Annotated in this window: 13 protein-coding genes; 4 read left to right on the top strand and 9 right to left on the bottom strand. The window is 44.3% G+C overall.

The features are described from left to right. Positions 1-41 precede the first annotated feature (41 nt). Positions 42-1,541: a glycerol kinase GlpK gene (gene glpK / locus ACO1PK_RS14650; RefSeq protein WP_423188228.1), complete on the top strand. Its 1,500-nt coding sequence runs from the start codon at positions 42-44 to the stop codon at positions 1,539-1,541. A gap of 71 nt (positions 1,542-1,612) precedes the next feature. Continuing rightward, the gene (gene glpD / locus ACO1PK_RS14645; RefSeq protein WP_423186345.1) at positions 1,613-3,139 is read left to right on the top strand and encodes a glycerol-3-phosphate dehydrogenase; all 1,527 of its coding nucleotides are present in this window, start codon (positions 1,613-1,615) and stop codon (positions 3,137-3,139) included. On the opposite strand, the gene ACO1PK_RS14640 is transcribed toward glpD, so the two are convergent. Continuing rightward, positions 3,136-4,074: a 2-dehydro-3-deoxygalactonokinase gene (locus tag ACO1PK_RS14640; RefSeq protein ID WP_423186344.1), complete on the bottom strand. Its 939-nt coding sequence runs from the start codon at positions 4,072-4,074 to the stop codon at positions 3,136-3,138. The genes glpD and ACO1PK_RS14640 overlap by 4 nt on opposite strands. Beyond that, positions 4,075-4,836 carry an SDR family NAD(P)-dependent oxidoreductase gene (locus ACO1PK_RS14635; protein WP_423186343.1) on the bottom strand — a complete coding sequence of 254 codons (762 nt, stop codon included), beginning with the start codon at positions 4,834-4,836 and terminating at the stop codon, positions 4,075-4,077. It abuts the gene before it with no gap. 163 nt (positions 4,837-4,999) lie between these two features. On the opposite strand from ACO1PK_RS14635, the gene ACO1PK_RS14630 reads away from it, so the two are divergent. Further along, positions 5,000-5,701 (top strand): FadR/GntR family transcriptional regulator, encoded by a 702-nt coding sequence (locus tag ACO1PK_RS14630; protein WP_423186342.1) that lies wholly within the window; start codon positions 5,000-5,002, stop codon positions 5,699-5,701. A gap of 36 nt (positions 5,702-5,737) precedes the next feature. On the opposite strand, the gene ACO1PK_RS14625 is transcribed toward ACO1PK_RS14630, so the two are convergent. Continuing rightward, complete coding sequence (locus tag ACO1PK_RS14625; RefSeq protein WP_423186341.1) at positions 5,738-7,873, bottom strand: alpha-galactosidase; 2,136 nt, start codon at positions 7,871-7,873, stop codon at positions 5,738-5,740. 178 nt (positions 7,874-8,051) lie between these two features. Here ACO1PK_RS14625 and ACO1PK_RS14620 point away from each other — a divergent pair, with 178 nt between their 5' ends. Continuing rightward, the gene (locus ACO1PK_RS14620; protein ID WP_423186340.1) at positions 8,052-10,010 is read left to right on the top strand and encodes a beta-galactosidase; all 1,959 of its coding nucleotides are present in this window, start codon (positions 8,052-8,054) and stop codon (positions 10,008-10,010) included. A gap of 54 nt (positions 10,011-10,064) precedes the next feature. On the opposite strand, the gene ACO1PK_RS14615 is transcribed toward ACO1PK_RS14620, so the two are convergent. The 6 genes from ACO1PK_RS14615 to ACO1PK_RS14590 all read right to left on the bottom strand — a co-directional run bounded on the left by ACO1PK_RS14615 (position 10,065) and on the right by ACO1PK_RS14590 (position 21,424). After that, entirely contained in the window at positions 10,065-11,513 is a 1,449-nt protein-coding gene (locus ACO1PK_RS14615; RefSeq protein WP_423186339.1) for an SLC5 family protein, read from the bottom strand. Between the two features lie 55 nt (positions 11,514-11,568). Continuing rightward, positions 11,569-12,303 (bottom strand): SapC family protein, encoded by a 735-nt coding sequence (locus ACO1PK_RS14610; protein ID WP_423186338.1) that lies wholly within the window; start codon positions 12,301-12,303, stop codon positions 11,569-11,571. 14 nt (positions 12,304-12,317) lie between these two features. Continuing rightward, on the bottom strand, positions 12,318-13,835 hold the full coding sequence (locus tag ACO1PK_RS14605) for a tryptophan halogenase family protein (RefSeq protein WP_423186337.1): 1,518 nt from the start codon (positions 13,833-13,835) through the stop codon (positions 12,318-12,320). A gap of 97 nt (positions 13,836-13,932) precedes the next feature. Continuing rightward, positions 13,933-16,683 carry a TonB-dependent receptor gene (locus tag ACO1PK_RS14600; protein ID WP_423188227.1) on the bottom strand — a complete coding sequence of 917 codons (2,751 nt, stop codon included), beginning with the start codon at positions 16,681-16,683 and terminating at the stop codon, positions 13,933-13,935. 199 nt (positions 16,684-16,882) lie between these two features. Beyond that, positions 16,883-17,860 (bottom strand): aldose epimerase family protein, encoded by a 978-nt coding sequence (locus tag ACO1PK_RS14595; RefSeq protein WP_423188226.1) that lies wholly within the window; start codon positions 17,858-17,860, stop codon positions 16,883-16,885. A 213-nt stretch (positions 17,861-18,073) separates the two neighbouring features. After that, positions 18,074-21,424, bottom strand: a complete 3,351-nt coding sequence (locus ACO1PK_RS14590) for a TonB-dependent receptor domain-containing protein (protein ID WP_423186336.1) — start codon at positions 21,422-21,424, stop codon at positions 18,074-18,076. Positions 21,425-21,517 lie beyond the last annotated feature (93 nt).

The raw sequence follows: 21,517 nt of genomic DNA, 5'->3' as shown, positions 1-21,517 counted from the left end.
ACGGCAATCTAGTCATATTATATGATAAATAGGGTTTTATGATGTCTACTTATTTACTTGCTATTGATCAAGGTACAACCAGTTCTCGTGCCGTGTTATTTGATACTAAAGGCCAGTTGTTAGCCAGTGAAAGTGAAAGTTTTACCCAGCATTATCCAGACAATGGCTGGGTTGAGCATGCACCAACAGATCTTTGGCAAACGGTACTGCACTGCTGTCAGCGCCTGTTGACCAATAACAATATTAACGCCTCGCAAATCGCCGCCTTGGGTATTACCAATCAACGGGAAACCACGCTGGTTTGGCACAAAAAAACCGGTATACCACTTTACAATGCAATAGTCTGGCAAGACCGACGTACCGCAGCCTTTTGCGAAAGTCTGGCCAGCCCTGAGATTAATCAATTACTGACTGATAAAACAGGGTTGTTGCTTGATCCCTATTTCTCTGCCACCAAAATTCGTTGGATCCTCGATAATGTGGACCATGCTCGCGAACTGGCTGAGCAAGGTGAGCTGGCATTTGGCACGGTAGACAGTTATCTGTTATGGCAATTGACCGGCGGTAAAGTGCATGCCACCGATGCCACCAACGCTTCTAGAAGCTTATTATTTAATATCCATACCCAAGAATGGGATGCGGAACTATTGGCGTTATTTGCGATACCGGCCAGTATGCTGCCGCAGGTACTGGATAGTTCGGCTTATTTTGGCGAAACCGATCCGGCTTTATTTGGTGCCAGCATTACCATTGGCGGAGTGGCCGGCGATCAACAAGCAGCCTTAGTGGGGCATGCGTGCTTTGAGCAAGGCATGGCGAAAAGCACTTACGGTACCGGCTGCTTTTTGATGCTTAATACCGGTAAAACGGCATTAAAATCGAACAATCGTTTGCTAACGACTGTCGCCTACCGCTTAAATGGCGTACCCACTTATGCTATTGAAGGCAGTATCTTTATGGCTGGGGCCACCATGCAATGGATTGTTGAAGGGTTAAAACTGCTGCGCCATGCTGGAGAAAGCGAAGCAATAGTGCAACATGTGCCTGTAGATCATGGGGTATTTCTAGTGCCCTCTTTTACTGGGCTTGGCGCACCTTATTGGGATGCGAATGCTCGTGGCGCGATTTTGGGGCTAACTCGGGATTCCGGTATCGATACCATCGTTGCGGCAGCGCTACAATCGGTTGGCTACCAAACGAAAGATTTACAAAAAGCCATGGAAAAGGATGGTTTAAGACCGACGGTGCTCAGAGTAGATGGTGGGATGGTGAAAAACAATTGGGTACTTAGTTTTCTCGCTGATATTCTTGGGGCTGTGGTTGAGCGCCCAAGCATAACCGAAACAACCTCTTTAGGGGCCGCTTATCTGGCCGGTTTACACTGCGGGGTGTTTAGCTCCACAGCACAATTGGCAGAACTATGGGAATGTGAAAGACGGTTTGAACCGAAAATGGATAGCGTCACGCGCAATAATTTGTATACAAAATGGCTGCATGCTGTTGCTCAAGTCAGATTAAGTAATACACCAAATACTCTTTAATAGTGATCCACAATCAATTTAATATCATATATACTATTTGTATGATAATTACTGCGTAGGAGTAAGTTGGAATGCAAGTCGATCTGGTGGTGATAGGCGGTGGGGTTAACGGCGCGGGCATTGCACATGATGCGGCAGGCCGCGGCTTAAAAGTCCTGTTATGCGAGCAACATGATCTTGCGGTGGCCACCTCTTCCAACAGTAGTAAGTTGATACATGGCGGTTTACGCTATTTAGAGCAGTATGAATTCCGTCTAGTAAAAGAAGCCCTTGCCGAACGTGAGGTGTTGTTAAAAAGCGCACCACATATTATGTGGCCCCTCACCTTTCGCTTACCACATCAGCCGCATTTACGCCCAGTCTGGATGATTCGGTTGGGCTTATTTATGTACGATCATCTTGCCAAACGAGAAAGGCTACACGGTTCTAGAAAAATCCGTTTTGATGAATCAAGTCCACTGGTTTCAGATATCACTGTAGGTTTTGAATATGCAGATGGCTGGGTCGATGATGCCAGACTGGTTGTTTTAAACGCCATGGCGGCGCAAACGCATGGTGCGATTATTGCGACCCATACGCGTTGCATTAAAGCAGAGCGCTTGAGCAGCAGTTGGAAAGTCACTTTACAAAATTTACTGACGAATGAGCAGTATAATGTTGAAAGTAAAGGCATTATCAATGCCGCTGGACCTTGGGTTAGCCAGTTATTTGCTGACACCTTTGCCGAAGCCAGCCCCCAGCATATTCGCTTAGTAAAAGGCAGCCATATTGTAGTGCCTCGGATCCATAATCAACCACAGGCCTACATTTTACAAAATAATGATAAGCGAATTGTGTTTGTTATTCCCTATGAAGATAATTTTTCCTTAATAGGCACAACCGACGTTGAGTACACTGGCGATCCTCTTAAAGCAAGCATTAGCGCAGAAGAAATTGATTACTTGATCGAGATTACCAATAACTATTTTAACAAGTCGATTTGCAAAGACGATATTGTGCATAGTTTTTCGGGCGTACGCCCCCTACTCGACGATGAATCAGCCTCGGCGCAGAGCGTTACGCGGGATTATAAGCTGGAGTTATCCTCCACACCGAATGGCCTGCCATTACTGTCGGTATTCGGCGGCAAAATTACCACTTACCGTAAGCTTGCTGCCTCTGTGGTGGATAAGATTTCGCCATTTTACCCCGGACTGGGTGCGAGTTTAACCGCGGCTAAACCTTTACCGGGAGGCGACTTTACCGATCAGGCTAGCTTTTGTGCAGAGTTAACGCTGAAGTACCCTTGGTTACCGGCAAAGTTAGCGCAACGTTTTGCCAGAACCTATGGCACCCTTAGCTACACGCTACTGAACCATGCCAGCAGTATGGCCGATCTTGGCCGTCAGTTTAATCAGGAACTTTGGCAAGCAGAAGTTGATTATTTAGTTGAATATGAATGGGTGAGAACGGCTGAAGATCTGCTTTGGCGGCGAACGAAACTTGGCTTAGTGACAACCCCCGCAGAGACTGACACCTTAACTGACTATTTGTGTACTCATCCTAAGCTTAATAAACAGGCTGTAGCAGCGGAAATCACCCTTAATAAGGCGGGCTAATTGCCCGCCATATAAGCAAAACCTGCCAGAATAACCTCTTCATCGTCGATTTGAACTAGCGGGTTGGTAAACTGCGAAATAGCGCTGGCATAGGCGCATTGTAAGTGGCCAGAACCAACTAAAATAACAGGTATATTCGCTAATATCGCCTCTGCACAAAGGTTGTAAAAAGAGATCACATCAGCAGTAATTAATAAGCCTGACAGGTAGCTTTGGGCTGCTTGCGCGCTAAAGTCTTGAAAGAGTTGGGACGTTCTGACACTAAAAAGTGAATGCACCAAATTTTCTGATCTATGTTCAAGCGCATACTGCATGCCAGCTGTAAACGATTGTTTGTCTGGCACAAAGGGGCTGTGGCTAGTTTGTAGTAACATGCTGTGATGCACTAAGATCTCAAACAATTCACCTGTGATGGCGGTTTTTATCCAGGTAACCGCGCCGTTCTCGACTTTTACCCATTTACAATGGGTCCCTGGTAAACAGACATAATACTGCCCTATTCGGTACTGCGGATATCGTTCAAGTAAGCCAACGAGCTGAATTTCTTCTCCGCGCATAGTGTCATGCTGCTGTGCTTCGCTTTGATAACATAAGCCGGGCGTAACATAAAAATCTTTATCTCCACCGTTAAAATGCAGCAGCTGTGGTTTAATTTGATGTGGCTGTATCGGGCAAGCTAAATAGGGGGTTTGTAACCAGCCTAAACTCGACGTGATATGCCCCGCCATAAACACCGGTAAGGAACCAAACTGTTCAGTAAATGGCTTGATAATAGTCTCTAGCGTTTGTTCGAAATTTGCGACAAGCTGTTTTACCCCTATACCAGTGGCTTTATTTAACAAGATTAATTGGTTACCGGTGGTTATTTCGCAACAATAAGCCCGTAATTTGCTGGCGCCCCAGTCTACGGCAATAAAGCGATTAGCCTGCTGCAATTAAATTCTCCCAGCATCAATATTAATGCCCTGACCGGTAATTAACGCACTTTGCTCAGAAGCTAAAAAGAGTGCTAAATTTGCCACATCAGACGGTTGAATAAACTGTTTAATGCAGGTTGTCTCTAGCCAGCGCTGTTGCTCTTCTGCAGTAAACCAAGATTCAAGCTGGCGCTCAGTGGCTACCCAACCAGGTAAGATAGCATTCACTCGAATGCCATAACCGCCATAATCTCTAGCCAGGGCTTTGGTTAAGCCAATTAAGCCCGCTTTAGCCGTAACATAGCCCGCCATATTCGGTTGGCCAGTTATGGCATTAATAGAGCTAAAATTAATAATGGCACCACCCTGTTTCTTTAAAAATGGGATGGCGGCTTGCGAAGCAAAAAAAGCCGGATCTAAGTTAATTTGCAGGCAGTTTTGCCATTCATCAACGCTAATATGTTCAGTATCAAAGCGTTTATCATTCGCTACATTATTAATCAGCACCGATAACCCAGCGAAATGCTCAGCAGCAGCGTTAATGGCTTGCTGCAGATGCGTTAGTTGCCTAACGTCGACACAACGAAACCATAACTGTGCTGAGAATTCAGATAACTCATTAAGCAGTTTTTCGGCCTGCGCGTTATCTAGGTCAACAAAGGCGACTTGCGCGCCCTGTAGTAGAAAAGCCCGCACCATTGCAGCACCAATGCCCGTAGCACCACCGGTGATAAAAACACTTTTATGTGCGAGGCATGGATAATGAGCACTTAATGACACACTGTATCTCCTAAAAATGCACGCCTTGGTTTATAAATTAGCATTAAAGCGCAGCAGGCAAAGGTAAGATTAATGAATTATGCGTTGCATGTTGAAAAAGTTATATCATAAAGCGTTGTACTTTAATATGATATATTACATTAATGTACAATGAGAATCTGTTATGAAGCCAGCTCCAAGACAAAACTTAACGCATCAATTAACCAATGATTTAGGTTTGGCTATTGTGCAGGGTACCTACCCTGTTGGCACGGGACTACCCTCAGAAGCAGAGCTTTGTATTGAGTACGATGTCAGCCGCAGTTCGACACGTGAAGCAGTTAAAATGCTCTCGGCCAAAGGCTTAATCTCGTCCAGACCCAAGCAAGGGATCCGCGTTTTACCCGAAAGTAATTGGAATATGTTTGATACTGACGTGCTGCGTTGGATTTTAAGCAGTAAACCGTCTTTAGCGTTATTAAAAGAATTTACCCAAGTTAGGGTGGCGTTAGAGCCCCAAGCGGCCGCACTGGCTTCAGTTACAGCCAGCTATAAACAGTTAGAGGCTATTGAAAAAGCCTTAGCTCGCATGGTTGAAGCTGAGCAAGGTTTAGATGATCCGTTAGAAGCCGATATTGCGTTTCATACCAGCGTCTTGGCGGCCAGTAATAATAGATTCTTTTTACAATTAACCGAATTTATTAGTACGGCACTACGCGTAAGTATTCGCTATACCAACAAAATCAAGGGTGTGCCTGGGGCGGATGTGCAAAAACATGCCGATATCTTAAATACCATTAAATCGCGTAATCCAGAGCGCGCTAAAAAAGCCGTGGAAGCGATTTTGGATGAAGCCTTAGAACTGATTGAGTCTAAATTAGAGTAGTACTACAAAACTTAGTACTACTCTTCTGTTAGAGCGTTAATCAACCGCTGTTAGTTCAAAAATCAAACTGGTCTGCGGTAAGGTTATCGGTAATTGCATCCCCAATTTCATTAGTACCTCCCCTTGAAAGCATTGCCCATTGATGGCACTGATTAACGAGGGGGTATGTTCTTTAAAGCTGGATGGCCATAACAACGAAAAACGATAGGTTTTGTCGGCATCAAGCCCCACAAAGCGTAAACGCTTGGGTAAGCTGCGGCCACTTTCCACAACACTGTTGTAAGCAAATAACGCTTGCGTCTTTTCAGCGTTTACTAAACCAAAGTTAATACTCAAACCGTCGGTGTCTAGCCGATACAAACGTGCATTATGGATAAAAGAACGATACTGTTTATGCAGCGCTATAGCGTGTTTTAAGGTATTTTTCTCCGCCGCGGTTAGCTCCCTTGGATCCATTTCAATACCCATATGGCCAAAAAATGCCACCGCAGCGCGCATTTCTATGCTGATACGACGACCGGTAGTGTGACAATCTCTTGGCCCCACATGGGCGCCCATCACATCAGAGGGAAAGAAAAACGAACAACCACGTTGAATGGCTAATCGATCAAGTGCATCGTTAGAGTCAGACGTCCATACTCGGTCGGTATGCTGCAAAACACCGTAATCAATGCGACCGCCACCGGAGGAACAGCTCTCAATCTCCAATCCCGGATGTGCCGCTTTTATCTTGGCAATAAGTTGATATAACGCATGGGTTTGTTGGTGTATGGCAGGTTTGCCCTGCGCATTCCCAGGATGATTAAGATCGCGGTTAATGTCCCATTTTATGTATTTGATTGCCGGATATTCCACTAAAATAGCATGAATAGCGTTAAACAGGTAAGTCGTCACTTCTGGTCGGGTTAAATCTAACACCAGTTGATTGCGAAAGGCGAGCTGAGCATTTTCTGCAGTTTGCAGCACCCATTCCGGATGAGCGCGATATAAGTCACTATCTGGATTGACCATTTCTGGTTCAAACCAAATGCCAAACTCCATTCCCAGTTGATTAACGTGAGATATCAAGGGTTGTAAGCCTGCTGGATAGACTGTTTTATCCACCGTCCAATCACCAAGCCCGGCTTTATCATGACGCCGGCCTTTAAACCAACCATCATCTAACACGAACCGCTCTACGCCCAGTGCCGCCACTTCATCAGCTAGCTGCTGTAACGTCTCAACCTTGTGATCAAAATAAATGCCCTCCCAGGTGTTGTAATGAACTGGTCTAGGTTTATTTCTTTGAGCAGAGCTTAAGATAGTATTACGAACAAACTGATGAAAATTTGCAGATAAATCGCTAAAACCTGTAGCAGAAAATGAAGCATATAAGCTTGGGCTGGTATAGGTTTCACCTGCTTGCAACTGAATTTCGCCCGGCAGCAGTAATTCTCCCATTTGCAAATAGGTACGCCCTTCCGCCAACCATTCTATGCGAGTGCGATGATTACCGGACCAACCTAAATGAAACCCATAACATTCGCCCTGCAGCTCTGTTGTGGCGTGCTGATGGCATAAAATGCCAGGGAAATTATCATGCGAGGTTTTACCTTTTCTGTTTTCTCGCAAGTAACTACCAAGAAATAATTCACGTTGCTGTAGTTGAAATTCGTTAGACCAACGGCCTTCAAAAGCCGTGATATAGTTAAGATGATCAGGCAGTAACAGTGTTGGCGCAGCACACCAATTTAACTGCACACTTTGCTGCGCCAAATTGGTAATGGCTGTTTTCGCCATTAAGACGTTAGTTTCGACATCTAAGCAGAAGGTATGGGTAAGTTGCAGTTGACGATGCGCATCAAGACTAACCAAAGTGACTTGTTGCTGATTTTCGATATTCACCGAGATCAGGCTTGGGCCCATAGACCAAGCGTCGCTGTCGTTATGAACTTCCAGACCAGGGGCTCCGGTAAAACCTTCGCCACTTAGCGGCGTTAAGGAGATAGGTACTTCATTGACAACAGAGCACTTGGCTTCTTGCCGCTGACTCAGTTGTTTGACACTTAAGGCGGTGACCGTTTGCGCCAATTTTTGACCGAAGTAAAGTAACGCTGGGGCTTTAGTGGTGCAATCAATTAATACGGTTACTGCTTGACTATCAAGGCGAACGAACTGCGGCAGTTGCTGCATATAAGGCTCCAAAGATCAGCATTGGTCTATCTCAATCTGGACGATTTGGTATTAGACAGACATCATAAATAATAATAGTATATATCATACAATTAATTTATTTGTTGATAAACACTTATTGGATTTTACTGCTGGCTAAATCCTTTAAATAAAATGCTATTTTAAACAGGAGAATGCGATGTTAGGTGTATGCTATTACCCGGAGCACTGGCCAGAGACAATCTGGGCAGAGGATGCTGCAGAAATGGTCGCGCTGGGGCTGAAGTATGTTCGTATAGGCGAATTTGCTTGGTCAAGACTAGAATCGGCGCCGGGTGTGTTTCATTTTGATTGGCTGGATCGGGCTATTGATACCTTAGCCAAGGCCGGTTTAAAAGTTATCATGTGTACTCCTACCGCGACACCGCCTAAGTGGTTAATCGATCTCTACCCTGATATTTTGCCGGTGGATGTAAAAACCGGTCAGGTTAGAGGTTTTGGTTCAAGACGACACTATGATTTCTCAAGTGAAAATTACTTCCGAGAAGCGATGCGCATTACTAGTGTCCTAGGCGAGCGTTATGGGGAGCACCCTGCCATTTGTGGCTGGCAAACCGATAACGAATTAGCATGCCACGATACTACCCATAGTTTTTCTGCCAGCACTAAAACAGCCTTTCAGCAATGGTGTAAGCAACATTATACGGATATCGATGCCCTAAATACGGCATGGGGTAATGTTTTCTGGTCAATGGAATACCAAAACTTTGAGCAAATTGAACTGCCCTATTTAGCCGTGACCGAAACCAATCCGTCGCATAACTTGGCTTATCGCCGTTTTAGCTCTGATCAGGTAATACGCTTTCATGATGAAATGATCCGCATCTTAAGACAGCATGCACCAAATCGTTTTATCACACATAATTTTATTCCTATGAGTGATACGCAAACAGATAATGCGGCTTTGGCTAAAAACTTAGATTTTGTCAGTTATGATAACTATCCTTTAGGCCGTACCGATTTATTTTTTGCTAACAGCTCGACCGCTGATTTTAAGCGATATATGCGCACCGGACATCCCGACTATTCGAGCTATGCCTTTGATCAAAGTCGCGGGATCAGCAAAGGTCCTTTTTGGATTATGGAGCAACAACCAGGACCGGTAAATTGGGCAAGACACAATCCTCGCCCAGAAGCCGGTATGGTCAGGTTATGGTCTTGGCAAGCCTTTGCCCATGGCGCAGCAACCGTGTGTTTCTTCCGCTGGCGCCAAGTTCCTTTTGCGCAAGAGCAAATGCATGCAGGTTTAAAGCGTACCGATAACTCTGCAGCTACGGCTTATCATGAAATTCAACAACTTTATGCTGAGTTAGCTAAAGTGCCAGATTTGGCCCAGCAACACCCAGCCGCTAAAGTGGCCATTGTGACCGAAACATCCGCGCAGTGGGTAACAGAAATTGAACGTCAAGGTGATAGTTATAATCAACAACAGGTTGAGTTCGCCTATTACAGCGCGTTACGACAGTTGGGTATTACCGTCGATTTTATTGGCCAAGATCAAGATTTAAGCCCTTACACCTTAGTGATTGCGCCCTGTTTACCGATTGTTTCTCAGCAATTTATTACTAACTGTGCAAACAGTAAGGCAACTTGCGTATTCGGCCCACGTAGCGGCGCGAAAACAGCTGAGCTGACTTTAGCGCCTGAACTCGGTCCTGGTTTAATTCAACAGTTAATCCCGGTTAAAGTGCTCAGTGTTGAGACAACGCGACCAGATTGTCATGATGCACTGCATTTTGCCGGCAAAACCTTTCAAAGTGCTCGCTGGCGCGAAGAGTTATCTGAACATGCTGGATTGACTGTCGTAGCACGCTATCATGACAACACGGCTGCCGTAGTCAAAGCTAAACAATGCTTTTATATCGGCTCGTTAAGCTGTGATGAATTCCTGCTGGCGTTTTTTGAAGCTTTAGCACAAGACTTAGCCATAGCAACAAATAAGCTCGGAAAAGATCTTCGCTCAGTGCAACGCGGCAATCTAACCTTTGTATTTAATTATGGCGCAGACGCTGTAAAACTGTCCTTACCTGAGGCGGCAAAGCTGCTAGTGGGCACCGACGTTATTAATGCGTTTGATGTGGTTGTTTATCAGCAGTAAAAAAAAGCCGGTGTATACATCATACACCGGCAAAGCCAAGGAACACGAGCTTTCTTAAACGTCAGGCGCTAATTTACCGGACCAAAGCGCCTGTTGTTTAAACAAAAATTTATTGCAAAGCAATGCCACCGCAATACAGCTAAATAAGGTCACTGGCATAAGGTGGATATAATGAATAGTGACAAAGAACGGTGAAAACGAGAACGTCAAACCACCATAGAACAACACGCCAAAGATCACCGCAATAATCGCAGCTCGTGCATCCACATTCTTAAACAATAACCCCACTATAAAAATTGACAATATGGGCATACTGAGTAAGCCGTTTAACTGCTGCAATAAATTAATGATGCTTTCAGCTTGTTGATAGATAGGCACTAAGACTAAGGTAAGCGTCGTCAGCAGCACGGTGACAATACCACTTAACTTCACCACATTCGGATCCTTCTGCACATAGGCTTCATGGATATCACAGACATAAAGCGCGGTTGCTGAGTTGAGTAAACTGTTATAAGTCGATAACACCGCTGCAGCGATGGCGGCAGCAAATACGCCAGTTAACCATGCTGGCATCAAATCACCCACTATTCTGCCGTAGGCAGCATCTCCGATTTGGCCATAGAGCTTATAAGATACAATCCCTGGGATAACCACAATAGCCGGAACAATCAATAATCGAATGCCAGCAGCAACCAGCACCCCTTTTTGCGCTTCCTTAACGTTGGGTGCCGCCATGGCGCGTTGCGTAATAGTTTGGTTGGTTCCCCAATAATAAATCTGAATAAATAACATCCCGGTAAACAAGGTAGTCCAAGGTATGGGAGAGTCTGGCGCACCGATTAAGGTTAGCCGTTCAGCTGGGATGCCACTGAAATCAAAATCAATGGCCACTAAGGCTAAGATAACAATTAAGATTGCCATGCCAAGCACTAATACACCGTTGTAGGTATCAGAAACAGCGACCGCTCTTAAGCCTCCAAAAAAGGCATATAACGCACCGACAATCGCAAAAATCACCGCTATAAACTGAATAGAGACGTCAACTTGAAACATACTTTGCATAAACAAGGCGCCTGAATAAATCACGGCCGGCATGTAAATAAATGCATTCCCTAACAAAAATAACCCGCCAATCACGGCGCGAATATGCATATTGTTATAGCGTTTTTCGAGTAGTTCGGTTGTGGTGGTACATTTGTAGCGATAATAAACGGGTAAAAATACTTTGGCTAAGATTATTAAGCCGACAACTGCCGCTAATTCCCACCAGACCAACAGCATCATTTGATTACCGTTCATCCCTACCAGCTGATCAGTACTTAAGTTAGTCAGCGTGATAGAGCCGGCAACAAAGATCCAGGTTAAGCCGCCGCCAGCTAAGAAAAACTCTTTATTTTGACTATGTTTATGACGATTTTGCCCGCGACATTTTAAATAGGTTAATAAGCCGATAATGGCCGACACCACGATAAAAATTGTGAGTTGAAGATAACTTTGGGTCATGCTGTTTTATCTACCTTGTTATTGTGTGCCAGTAGCACTCCCTGTTGGGATGTTTTTATTTTGGTAATACAAGCTTAATGCTTTTTATTTGCTCAAACTGAGGCAAGCTATTATGTTTTTGAATCAATTTATTGAGCTGTAACAGCGATAACAGCATGCTGTGAATCGGTAATAACTGCCCTTGTTGTTGAAGCGTTTTCAGTTGTTCAGCACTTAATTGCGCTAGGCGATCTTCATTAATGGTATACAACCCTTGAATACGCTGTTCTTCTGTTCCTTTGTTTAACACCAGCTCAATGTGTTGGATTAAATGCCATTGCTGTAATTGCTGTAAGAAACGAAAGGTCAGGTATTCATTTTGTAAATCCGTCTCTACTAACTTCATTCGCCGCTGTAACTCTAAGCTGGGTTGGTGCGAATCTTCAAATAACGACAGACCTGCTGTCATACTTAACGGATCAGCCATAAGCCCAAGTTGTAGCTGGCCTTGCTCTGAGCCGGGTAAGGCGTAAAGCGGATACGTTTGGAGTAACATCGGCAAATAGGTTGGCTGCCATCGGCCCTCGGCAATCCATAGATTTTGGCCTGGCACCACACTCGTTAAGGCGGATAACGCCCAATCGCCATGCGGTGATTTACTGATAAAAATAGGCAAATCACAGGCGAGCTGCGCGACTTCAGTGACTCGGGTATTGATAAGGTGCTGACTTGCGGCAAAAACCAACGCTTGCTGCTCAGAGACTTTAACCGCAGCATGTTGCTGTGGATCCAAAGCTAAATAATTACTCATCCAATTCAATCCTGTTATTGCCGCAGCCATTGCTCAATGTATTGCCTGTGCGATGGTAAACTACTCAACATTTGCTGAGTTAATTGTTTGTTTTTATTTATTATTTGTGATGCTTGTTGCGCTTCATTATACAAATAACCGCGTTTACTAAAATCAGGTTTAAAGCCCATACCGTAAATAACATATTGATAGCTTGCGGCAGGAAACAGCTCTAAAGGACCTTGAAAGTCTTGCGTTGTCGGTCCTCTGCTTTGCCAAAGTTGCAGATCATCCATTAAGCTTGGTGGCATGCTGTTTTTGTCTAAATGCGCCTGCCAGTAGGGCTCAGGTCTTTTAGTTAACATGTAGTGCAACTTCAGAAAATCGATAATACGCTGCCAACGATAATGCATTTGTCGATTAAAGCGCTGCGCAACAATCGGTAAATCTGCACTTTCTGTCGGTAAATTATCGGCAACAAAACGCGCAGATAGCTCGACCAGCATAATTGCCGTTGCTTCAAGAGGCTCAACAAAGCCGGCAGACATACCTATAGCGACGCAATTTTTGGCCCAAAATTGTTCGCGATGCCCTGATTGATAGCTAATTTTCCGACAGGACAAGCCTTCAGCTGCAGGGCCAATATAGCGGCGCAAATTAAATTCAGCTTCATCATCACTGAGGAAGCGACTCGCATAAACATGCCCTACGCCACGTCGATGAGTCAGGCCAATATCCCAAATCCAACCGGCATTTTGCGCGGTGGCAATCGTATGGCAAGCTAAAGGCGTATCTGCTGCAGGATAAGGCACCTGCATCGCTAAAGCCCGATCGTTAAATAACAAATGATCAACAGATTTGAATGGTACCGCCAGCGCTTTACCCAGCAATAAAGAAGAGAGCCCAGTACAGTCAACGTATAAGTCGGCGGTAAAAGGGGTTAATTCATCGCGAAACACTAAACTGCTGATGTTGCCAGCATCGTCAAGCACACAGTGCTCTAGAGTTGCAATCTTATGCTTTACCCCAAGCGTGTTTATACAATGTTCTTTTAAAAGTTCAGCAAACTCACCTGCATCGAGATGATAAGCATAATTACACTGTGCTTGGTATTCTTCTTCCGCCAACGTTCTTGGTGCTAAACCGGCTTCACAAATGTGGTGTTGAAAGTTACTCTCTTGCGCATAAGCACTGATATCTTCTACATAAGGCGCCAGATCGATACGACCATAACCCAGTGGTACAGTAAAAGGATGATAATAAAAGTCACCGTTACCGGTTACCCAATTTACAAATTTGCCACCCTGCTTGAACACAGCATGACATCGCTGAAAGAAAACACGTTCACTTAGGCCAATTTGTTGCAAGGTATGACGCATGGTAGGCCAAGTACCTTCACCCACCCCAATTGTTGGGATATCACTCGCTTCGACTAACGTCACTGCGATACCTTCAGCTAAGTGACTTTTATGCTGGGCTGCAATAATGGCAGCACTTAACCAACCGGCAGTTCCTCCACCAACAATAACAATGTGTTTAATGGGTTTGTTCATAACAATCTCATCTAAAAACACTAAGCTAACACTTAGTTGAACGAAGAAATGAACTAAACGCGATAGCCAAAACTACCGCGTTTAAATTCAGCAAGTGTTAAAATTTACCTCTAACACCAACAGCAAAGCGTGAACCATTATCTTCGATAGAGTAGATTTGGTTTTTAAAGCGACCGGTTTGTCTTAATTCCTCACCAGTAACGTTGATGCCTTCAACAAAAAACGTTAAGTACTCATTAAAGTCATAACTCGCACTCACATCCCATTGGCCAAAGCCTTCGGTGTTAATTGGTTCGCCATTAAAACCATTATCTAAAGCTCTTAAGAAACCTTCACGATTGTTGAAGGCCACTCTAGCTTGCCATACGTCTTTTTCATAGAACAACACGATGTTTTGTGAATCACCTAAGCCTTCTAGAGCAAAGCTGGTATTGCTGTCACCGTTTAGATCGATATTGCTATCTACTATCGTCGCGTTTGCCGAAATACCAAAACCGTTATCAAAGACATGGGTCCAAGCGATTTCAAAGCCAGTAATATCTGCCGTTTCACTATTCTGAGGCCGTGTAACACGATAGGTTTCTGACGCGCCATTTAACTCTTCCGTCGTACCAACTACGTCATTGGCACATAACGCGGAATTCGCCGTGCTGCAGTTAAAGCTAGGACCGGTTCTGCTGGTCATATTGAACACTTCAGTCCCGGTTAGCGTAACAATAAAATCCTCAACTTCTTTATTAAAAAAGGCTACGCTGAACAAGTTGGCGTCGTTGTAATACCACTCGTACGAAATATCCCAGTTGCTGGCCTTAAAGGGTTTTAATGCTGGGTTACCGCCATTGGCCGTTAAGTTTTGACGACGAGGTTCATTAAAGTTCGTGGCTGGCGACATCTGTGACATCGTGGGCCGTGTAATGGTCTCGTAGCTAGCAAAACGTAAAAACATGTCGTCCGCTATTTCTAGCTTGATATTTAACGAGGGCAGCAAATTCGCATAGCGAGTACCCTGCTCTATTGCAGTCACAGGACCGAACACATTAGCAAACAGTGTTGCATCTGAAGTAGGTACAATATCCGTGACAAAGCTTTGAATAGCACCAACAGAAACATTGGTAGACGCATAGCGAGTACCCAGATTCATGGTGACAGGCATAGAACCAAGTTCATATTGGAAGGTAAAATCCATATAGAAACTGGTAATATCTTCATTAATACGATAACGGTTATTTTGTAAGGTTGGCGTAATAGGGAAACCACTGTCCGCCAAAAACTTATTCATTAAATCGCCGTCGTAGGTATAAAAGGTGTCAATTAAACCAGGGAAAAAGTTTTTAGCCGTGAAAGGTCGGAAGTTAATCGCATCCAGCGGTGCGGCAGTGCCATAACCACAGTAAGCACATTGTGAACCTTGGATTTGAAAGCTGGCTTTTTCACGCTCTTGACGGTAAAGACCAAACTGCGCTTGCTCAAACACACCATTATTCGGAGTAAAAACAAAATCTGCTTTATATTCAGTAATTTCATCTTCATCAGTGAAATTTAAACCACGGTCGTTATAGTGCAACCGTGCCCGATTCGCATCCGGTAAGGCGCCATTACCAAACCCATCGTGTGCAACTGTGGGAGTTCCCCCAGTACTGTCGAAAGTATAATTATTAATAATACCCACAACGTTGAAGCGATCTCTTCCCGCCATGTCATTTTCGGCGGTTGAGCGCGACACATCGAAATTTGCCTTTAACTGCTCGCTTAAACGATACTCCACATTCAAACCTAGCGCATTGGTTGAACTGAAGCGCGAGTTACGTGTTGATGACACAAAATCAGTTGCCGGATCGCCACTACCTTGGTGTAAACCAATTTCTTGAGTAAAGCGCAATAAAGTGCCTGTAGCAGGATCAATCACTGCGCTACCAACACGGTCCGGCTCAAACCAAGAAGCAAGATCTGTGACACTCGAATCGACATCAAATTTTGAATACAGACCATCTAGGGTGATCGTAATGTCTTCTGAAGGCGCGTATTGAAACACCAAGCTGGCGTTAGTTCTAGTACGATCCTGTTGATCGACAATTTGATCCCAATTACGTGGAATGTACGCATTGGTTGCAATAACACCGTCTCGGATGTTTGATATGGTTTGACCGCCACGCCATCCTGCAGTGTTAATTTGGTTAATTTGAACTTTACGCTCTTGGTGGCTAAGCGCCACTAACACGCCTAACTTTTCATCCATTAAGGTGTTGGATACTAATAGTGAAGCCGAGGGAGAGGTTTCTTCAGACAGACTTTCGTAAACCCCTTTTAATGAAGCGACTGCTTGAAATCCGGTAAAATCAAACGGGCGGGCCGTAGTAACATTAATGGTACCGCCAATGCCGCCCTCTTGCAGCGTTGCTGTGGTGGATTTAAATACATCAGCACCGGTAATTTGCTCTGCCGCCAATACATCAAAGTTAAACTCGCGGCCACCGGTATCCGTTGCCATTTGTCGACCATTTACCAGTACGGTATTAAACTGAGGACCAAAGCCTCGAATGGTTACTGCTTGACCTTCACCACCACTACGATCGATTGAAACACCGGTGATACGTTGTAAGGATTCCGCCACGTTAAGATCTGGGAACTTACCTAAATCTTCGGCTCGAATACCATCTGAAACGACATTAGCCGCCTGCTTATCAATCATCGAAGAACGCAAACTACTGCGAATCCCTTTTACCGCAATGACCTCAACCTTTTCTTCTGCAGCGGGGTTATTGCTTGTACTTTGCTGTGCCATAACCTGTCCAGAAGATGCAAAGACAGCTGCAATTGCAATACTGATAGCGGTTCTTTTGGATAGCATTAATTGTTTTTGGTTTTTCACTTATCTTCTCCCTGTCTACTTTTTTATAGGCAGCATCGCAAATTAACCTATTTATCTTATAAATAACTCAATTTTGCAGGTGCTGCAACCGTTTTTACTTCAGTTATTACCGATAGAACGCTTTAATTCTGGGTGTATTCTCTAAATTAAATTAGCCAGATAACTACTTATGTTGTTGTTACAGCTCAAAAAACTCATACTGAATTGTCCTCTCGTAAGTCTCGTGAGCAGTGATCACCGCGGATGGAAAAGTATGCTGATTTGGTGCATCAGGCCAATGCTGAGCTTCAAGACATAAACCTGAACGTGCTATAAAAGGAGTACCTAAAAAATTACCACTATAAAATTGCAAGCCGGGCTGTGTAGTAAAAAGGCGAACTCCAAGCCCACTCTCGGTCGAAACTAACTGCGCTACGGCTTGCTTGAGATCTCTATTTGGTGCAAAGATATAAAAATGATCGTAGCCGCCGGCAGTCAAAAACTGCGGGTCAACAGAATCAAAACAACGAGTAAGTTCTTTTGGCTGAGAAAAATCAAAATCAGTGTCTACAACGGCATTAGAGTAACCAAGAGGAATACCTGAACTAGAAATAGGAAGATAAGCATCGGCAGCAATGGTCAGCCAATGAGCGTTAAGGCTGCTTTTATCTTTATTTAGGTTAAAATAGCTATGATTTGTCAGATTTATTATGGTGTCTTGATCAGAAATAGCCGTAAATTCTAGGGTCACTGACAACTCCGTGACGGCAATTTTCAGCTTAACCTGCAGATTGCCAGGAAAGCCGGCATCACCGTCGGCAGAAGTCAAGGTAAGTAAGCAGTAAGTTTCTGAAAATTCTACACAATCCCAAAGCTGATGACTAAAACCTACTGCGCCACCATGCAAAGCATGTTGCTGGTCACCCTTCGTTAAATAATAGTCTTGGTTATGCAAAGAAAAACGTCCGTTTGCGATACGGTTAGCATAGCGACCAATGCTAGACCCCAAATAAAACGGATTGTCTAAGTATTGCTGTAGGCTTGGATAAGTTAAACAAACCTCATGCCCTTTAATTTTAATAGATTTAATTGTTGCACCAAAAGGCATAACCTCGATCTTGAGTCCCGCAGCGGTACTCAATGTAATAATTCGTGTATGAGATTCAGATACAAACATAATGTTCAAAAATCAACCTAACAGCTAACCTGAAACAAAAATAATATTTATCAGACAAAATTGCAAGCGCAAAAATTTTTTACTCAGACTTATTATGAGATCTGAACCAGCATCGTAATGGAAGTGTTATTGCTAAAGGAGAATGCAGGTATCAAATACGCAGATGGGGACATAGGAAAACAGCCCTTACACCAAGTAAGGGCTGTACAAAAATTACATACGAAGGTTAATACCAAAAAACAGTGTACGTCCTTGCGCACTGGCTGGATAAGCAAAGTTAGTGATAAAGGGTTTTTCATCACTAATATTATTTACCCCACCATAAATCAGCATTTCTGTTGATAATTGGTAACTGGCATTTAGGTTATGCACCATAGATGAAGGCATCATAACGCTATCACCGTACAAAGAAAGATAGGTATCTTTGGCAGCAAAGCGTAATAACTGCTTACCATAATATTGGGTTTGCCAACCCAACCTTAATGCGTCGTACTCCCAACTCAAGTTAAGGTTACCTGCCCATTTTGGGTTACGCGTTTCTTCTAAGCGATCGTTTACATCATTGATATCTAAAGGATTAGTAAAATCTTTTAAACTTTGCAACCGCGTACCAGCCACCTTGGCAGTAAAACTGTGTTCGCCAAGATCAAAGGCATAACCTACGGCAAAGTCAACACCGGCGGCTTCACGTTTCGCAAAGTTGATATCGGTGGATTTCATAAAATTAAAGCCACCAAAGAAAATGGAGTTGGGATCGGTGTTACGGGTTAATAACTGACAAAATTGTTCATTCAAACTGCCACCGGTATAGCAACCATCTGCGATATTTTGCCCAGAAACGGCATTAATCGCATCCTCTAATTCAATGCGCCAGTAATCCACTGTCATGTTTAATCCTGACAGCATGGCGGGTGTATACACAAAGCCCAAGGTTAAGGTTTTAGCCGTTTCTTCAGTAAGTTCAATATTGCCACCAACTACCCCACCAAAGGCTGCAGTTAATGGATCGGCAAAATTGTAATTACCTGAACCGTCAAAAGGATCGAGCCCAATAGTGGCAAAATATGCCACACAGTTACTTTGAGTATTACTTGCTAGCTCAGGATTGGTGGCACGTATCGCATTGATTTGAGATGCATCACAGGGATCGACCGGCCTGAAGGTTGTGCCCGTTTCTGGGCCGAACAATTCGGTAATATTTGGCGCCCGTACTGCTTCAGAAATCCCTGTACGAATACGTAAATCTTGTACTGGCGCCCATAACAAGTTGGCTCGCCAAGTCGTTGTTACACCCACCGTTGAATAATCGGAGATCCTCGCCGCTAAATCCAAGGTAAGTTCATCCGCCAAAAAACGATCGAATAGTAAAGGGACTGATAACTCAGCAAAGGCTTCATACACCTCGTAACTACCGTCTTCATTGCGCGTTATCAGCTCTGGCCGGAAGGTTAACTTATTATTGGTCGAAACATCCGCAATATTTGTTCCCTCTGGGAAGGGTGAGCCCGCAGGTAAAATACCACGTTGCCAAGCATCAAATTCTGCGGTTGAACTTTCACGACGATATTCTGCCCCGACGGCGAAAGAGACTGGGCCTGCCGGCAATTCAAAATAATCGGCACTATTGCCTGCTAAGGCCGCAGATAGCACCGTTTGATCCAAGGTGACTTTGCTTTGTTCAGAGCGGGTTACCCAGTCTATCGCTGCTTGGGTAATACCTGTTCTGCCGGCCCAAATATTTAACGGTACACAGCTACCATCACCAGGGGTGAAAGTAAAATAACCGGGATCATAGGTTGGAATATTAAAAGGCGTACCCATAGCTGGAGCTGTTGGATCAACATTTGCACGACAGGTTGGTTGGCCACTCACCGGATCCGAAACTGCATCAATGGCAGCCATAAAGCGATCGACAATAACACGATTTTTGGCATCCGTCTCACGACTAAACTGCCCATAAACGGCGCTGACATCCCAGCTAAAGCCATTTTTAAGCATGCCTTCCAAACTTAACACACCACGAAAAGTTTCGCGCGTTTCAATCGTTAGTCCTTCGCCTATGCCAATTGGATCAATGGTAATAGAAACGCCACCCGTCTGTTGCGCTACAGGACGAATAAACTCAGGTAAAAATGGATTATCTGGCGCACCCAATAACAAATCCCAGAACGATGTCGGTTGCGCGGTATTTTCAGTGCGTTGACGTACAAATTTCAATTCACCTTTTAAGGTGATATCGTTATTAATGTCGTAGCTACTTAATAAATTAACACCGATCTTCTCATCTGGTGGTAATAGATAACTCTCATCTTGACGAATAGTATTAAAGGAGTCTCCTGCAAAACCCTGGGTGGGGCTAGCCACTAGTCCATCTTGTACCGGGCGATAAGTGCCATCAGGTTGTACCGTCCAGCATCCGCCAAGTGCGCCAAATGCACCGGGCGCAAAAGAAGAGGTCCAACCGGTAAAGGAGTCAAGACAATCAGGGACGCCATTGTTGTTTAAGTCAATATTGGTAAACTCATCAAACCCAGTAAAATCAAAAGCATTACCTGGGGCTATGATGCCATAGCCTGAAGAAAACGGAAAAGTGCGACCTGGTAGTATCGCTCGTTGTGGTGCATTCGCAGCGCGAGTGATTAAGGCAAGCTCAGCTGCGGTTAAATTCGGTCGACTACCAAAGCTGGCTTCGTAACTGTCTAAAAAAGCTTCTGCCGTGGCAGGAATAGTTAGACCATAACCGGGTCTACCTTGCGAAGGATTATAAAATTGATGGAAATTTGGTGTATTAGCTGCTGTTAAATCACCTATTTGAAAACGGCGATCAGGGTTTAACCAATCGCGACCAGATCCAATGAGAACACCATCTTTTCGCTCGTGCGCACGTAAACCTTTATCTTTGCCATAGGTCAGATTCAATGCAACATTGCCACGATTTTCATGAAAATTACTACCCCAAGTCGCATCTAATTTGTATTTGCGGGCCCCACCTTCTTCAGCACCACTGGTTTGCGCATCAAACTCAAAGCCTTCAAAATCTTCCTTGAGAATAAAGTTTACTACCCCAGTTACCGCGTCCGCGCCATAAACAGCAGAAGCACCACCGGTTAACACTTCTACCTGTCGTATTAAACTGGTTGGAATAGAGCCAACATCAACTGCAGACGAGCCTTGGGTTCCACCAACATGACGTTTGCCATTGACCAACACGAGCGTTCGATTAGCTCCCATACTGCGTAGATTAAGTACATTGGTACCTGCCGCAAAACCACTTTCATTAGCCATCTGGCTGGTGGTAGATGAAAACAAGGCAGGAATATCATTGATTACATCGGCAATGGAAAATTCGCCAGAGAGACGAATATCCTCTTCGCTGATTGACTGTATTGGGGAAGGCGACGCTAAATTAGGATCCCGAGCAATGCGCGAACCGGTGACCATAATACGTTCTACGTTAGCCTCAGTTGCTGCAGGCTCATTCGCTATACTCGCTTCAGTATAAAATAATGAAGTAATAGCAACGGCCAGTAAAGACTTCTTCGGAAAGTAAGGTGTTGTTTTCATTGATGCTCCAATTTAGCAGCGCTACACAGTCATTCAGATAATGGCTTTTAAACCTTAACAAAGCACTTTTTATGCCAACAAAAAACATCGTAA

Origin of the sequence: Alishewanella sp. d11 (assembly GCF_049390205.1) — a bacterium.
Lineage (GTDB): Bacteria > Pseudomonadota > Gammaproteobacteria > Enterobacterales > Alteromonadaceae > Alishewanella.
The sequence above is the reverse complement of the archived record's forward strand: the minus strand, read 5'-3'. Positions and strand labels throughout refer to the sequence as shown.

Bases quoted from the DNA above. Each gene is read 5' to 3' on its own strand.
- glpK (WP_423188228.1), top strand. From the start codon at position 42: ATGTCTACTTATTTACTTGCTATTGATCAAGGTACAACCAGTTCTCGT.
- glpD (WP_423186345.1), top strand. From the start codon at position 1,613: ATGCAAGTCGATCTGGTGGTGATAGGCGGTGGGGTTAACGGCGCGGGC.
- ACO1PK_RS14630 (WP_423186342.1), top strand. From the start codon at position 5,000: ATGAAGCCAGCTCCAAGACAAAACTTAACGCATCAATTAACCAATGAT.
- ACO1PK_RS14625 (WP_423186341.1), bottom strand. From the start codon at position 7,873: ATGCAGCAACTGCCGCAGTTCGTTCGCCTTGATAGTCAAGCAGTAACC.
- ACO1PK_RS14620 (WP_423186340.1), top strand. From the start codon at position 8,052: ATGTTAGGTGTATGCTATTACCCGGAGCACTGGCCAGAGACAATCTGG.
- ACO1PK_RS14615 (WP_423186339.1), bottom strand. From the start codon at position 11,513: ATGACCCAAAGTTATCTTCAACTCACAATTTTTATCGTGGTGTCGGCC.
- ACO1PK_RS14610 (WP_423186338.1), bottom strand. From the start codon at position 12,303: ATGAGTAATTATTTAGCTTTGGATCCACAGCAACATGCTGCGGTTAAA.
- ACO1PK_RS14605 (WP_423186337.1), bottom strand. From the start codon at position 13,835: ATGAACAAACCCATTAAACACATTGTTATTGTTGGTGGAGGAACTGCC.
- ACO1PK_RS14600 (WP_423188227.1), bottom strand. From the start codon at position 16,683: ATGCTATCCAAAAGAACCGCTATCAGTATTGCAATTGCAGCTGTCTTT.
- ACO1PK_RS14595 (WP_423188226.1), bottom strand. From the start codon at position 17,860: ATGTTTGTATCTGAATCTCATACACGAATTATTACATTGAGTACCGCT.
- ACO1PK_RS14590 (WP_423186336.1), bottom strand. From the start codon at position 21,424: ATGAAAACAACACCTTACTTTCCGAAGAAGTCTTTACTGGCCGTTGCT.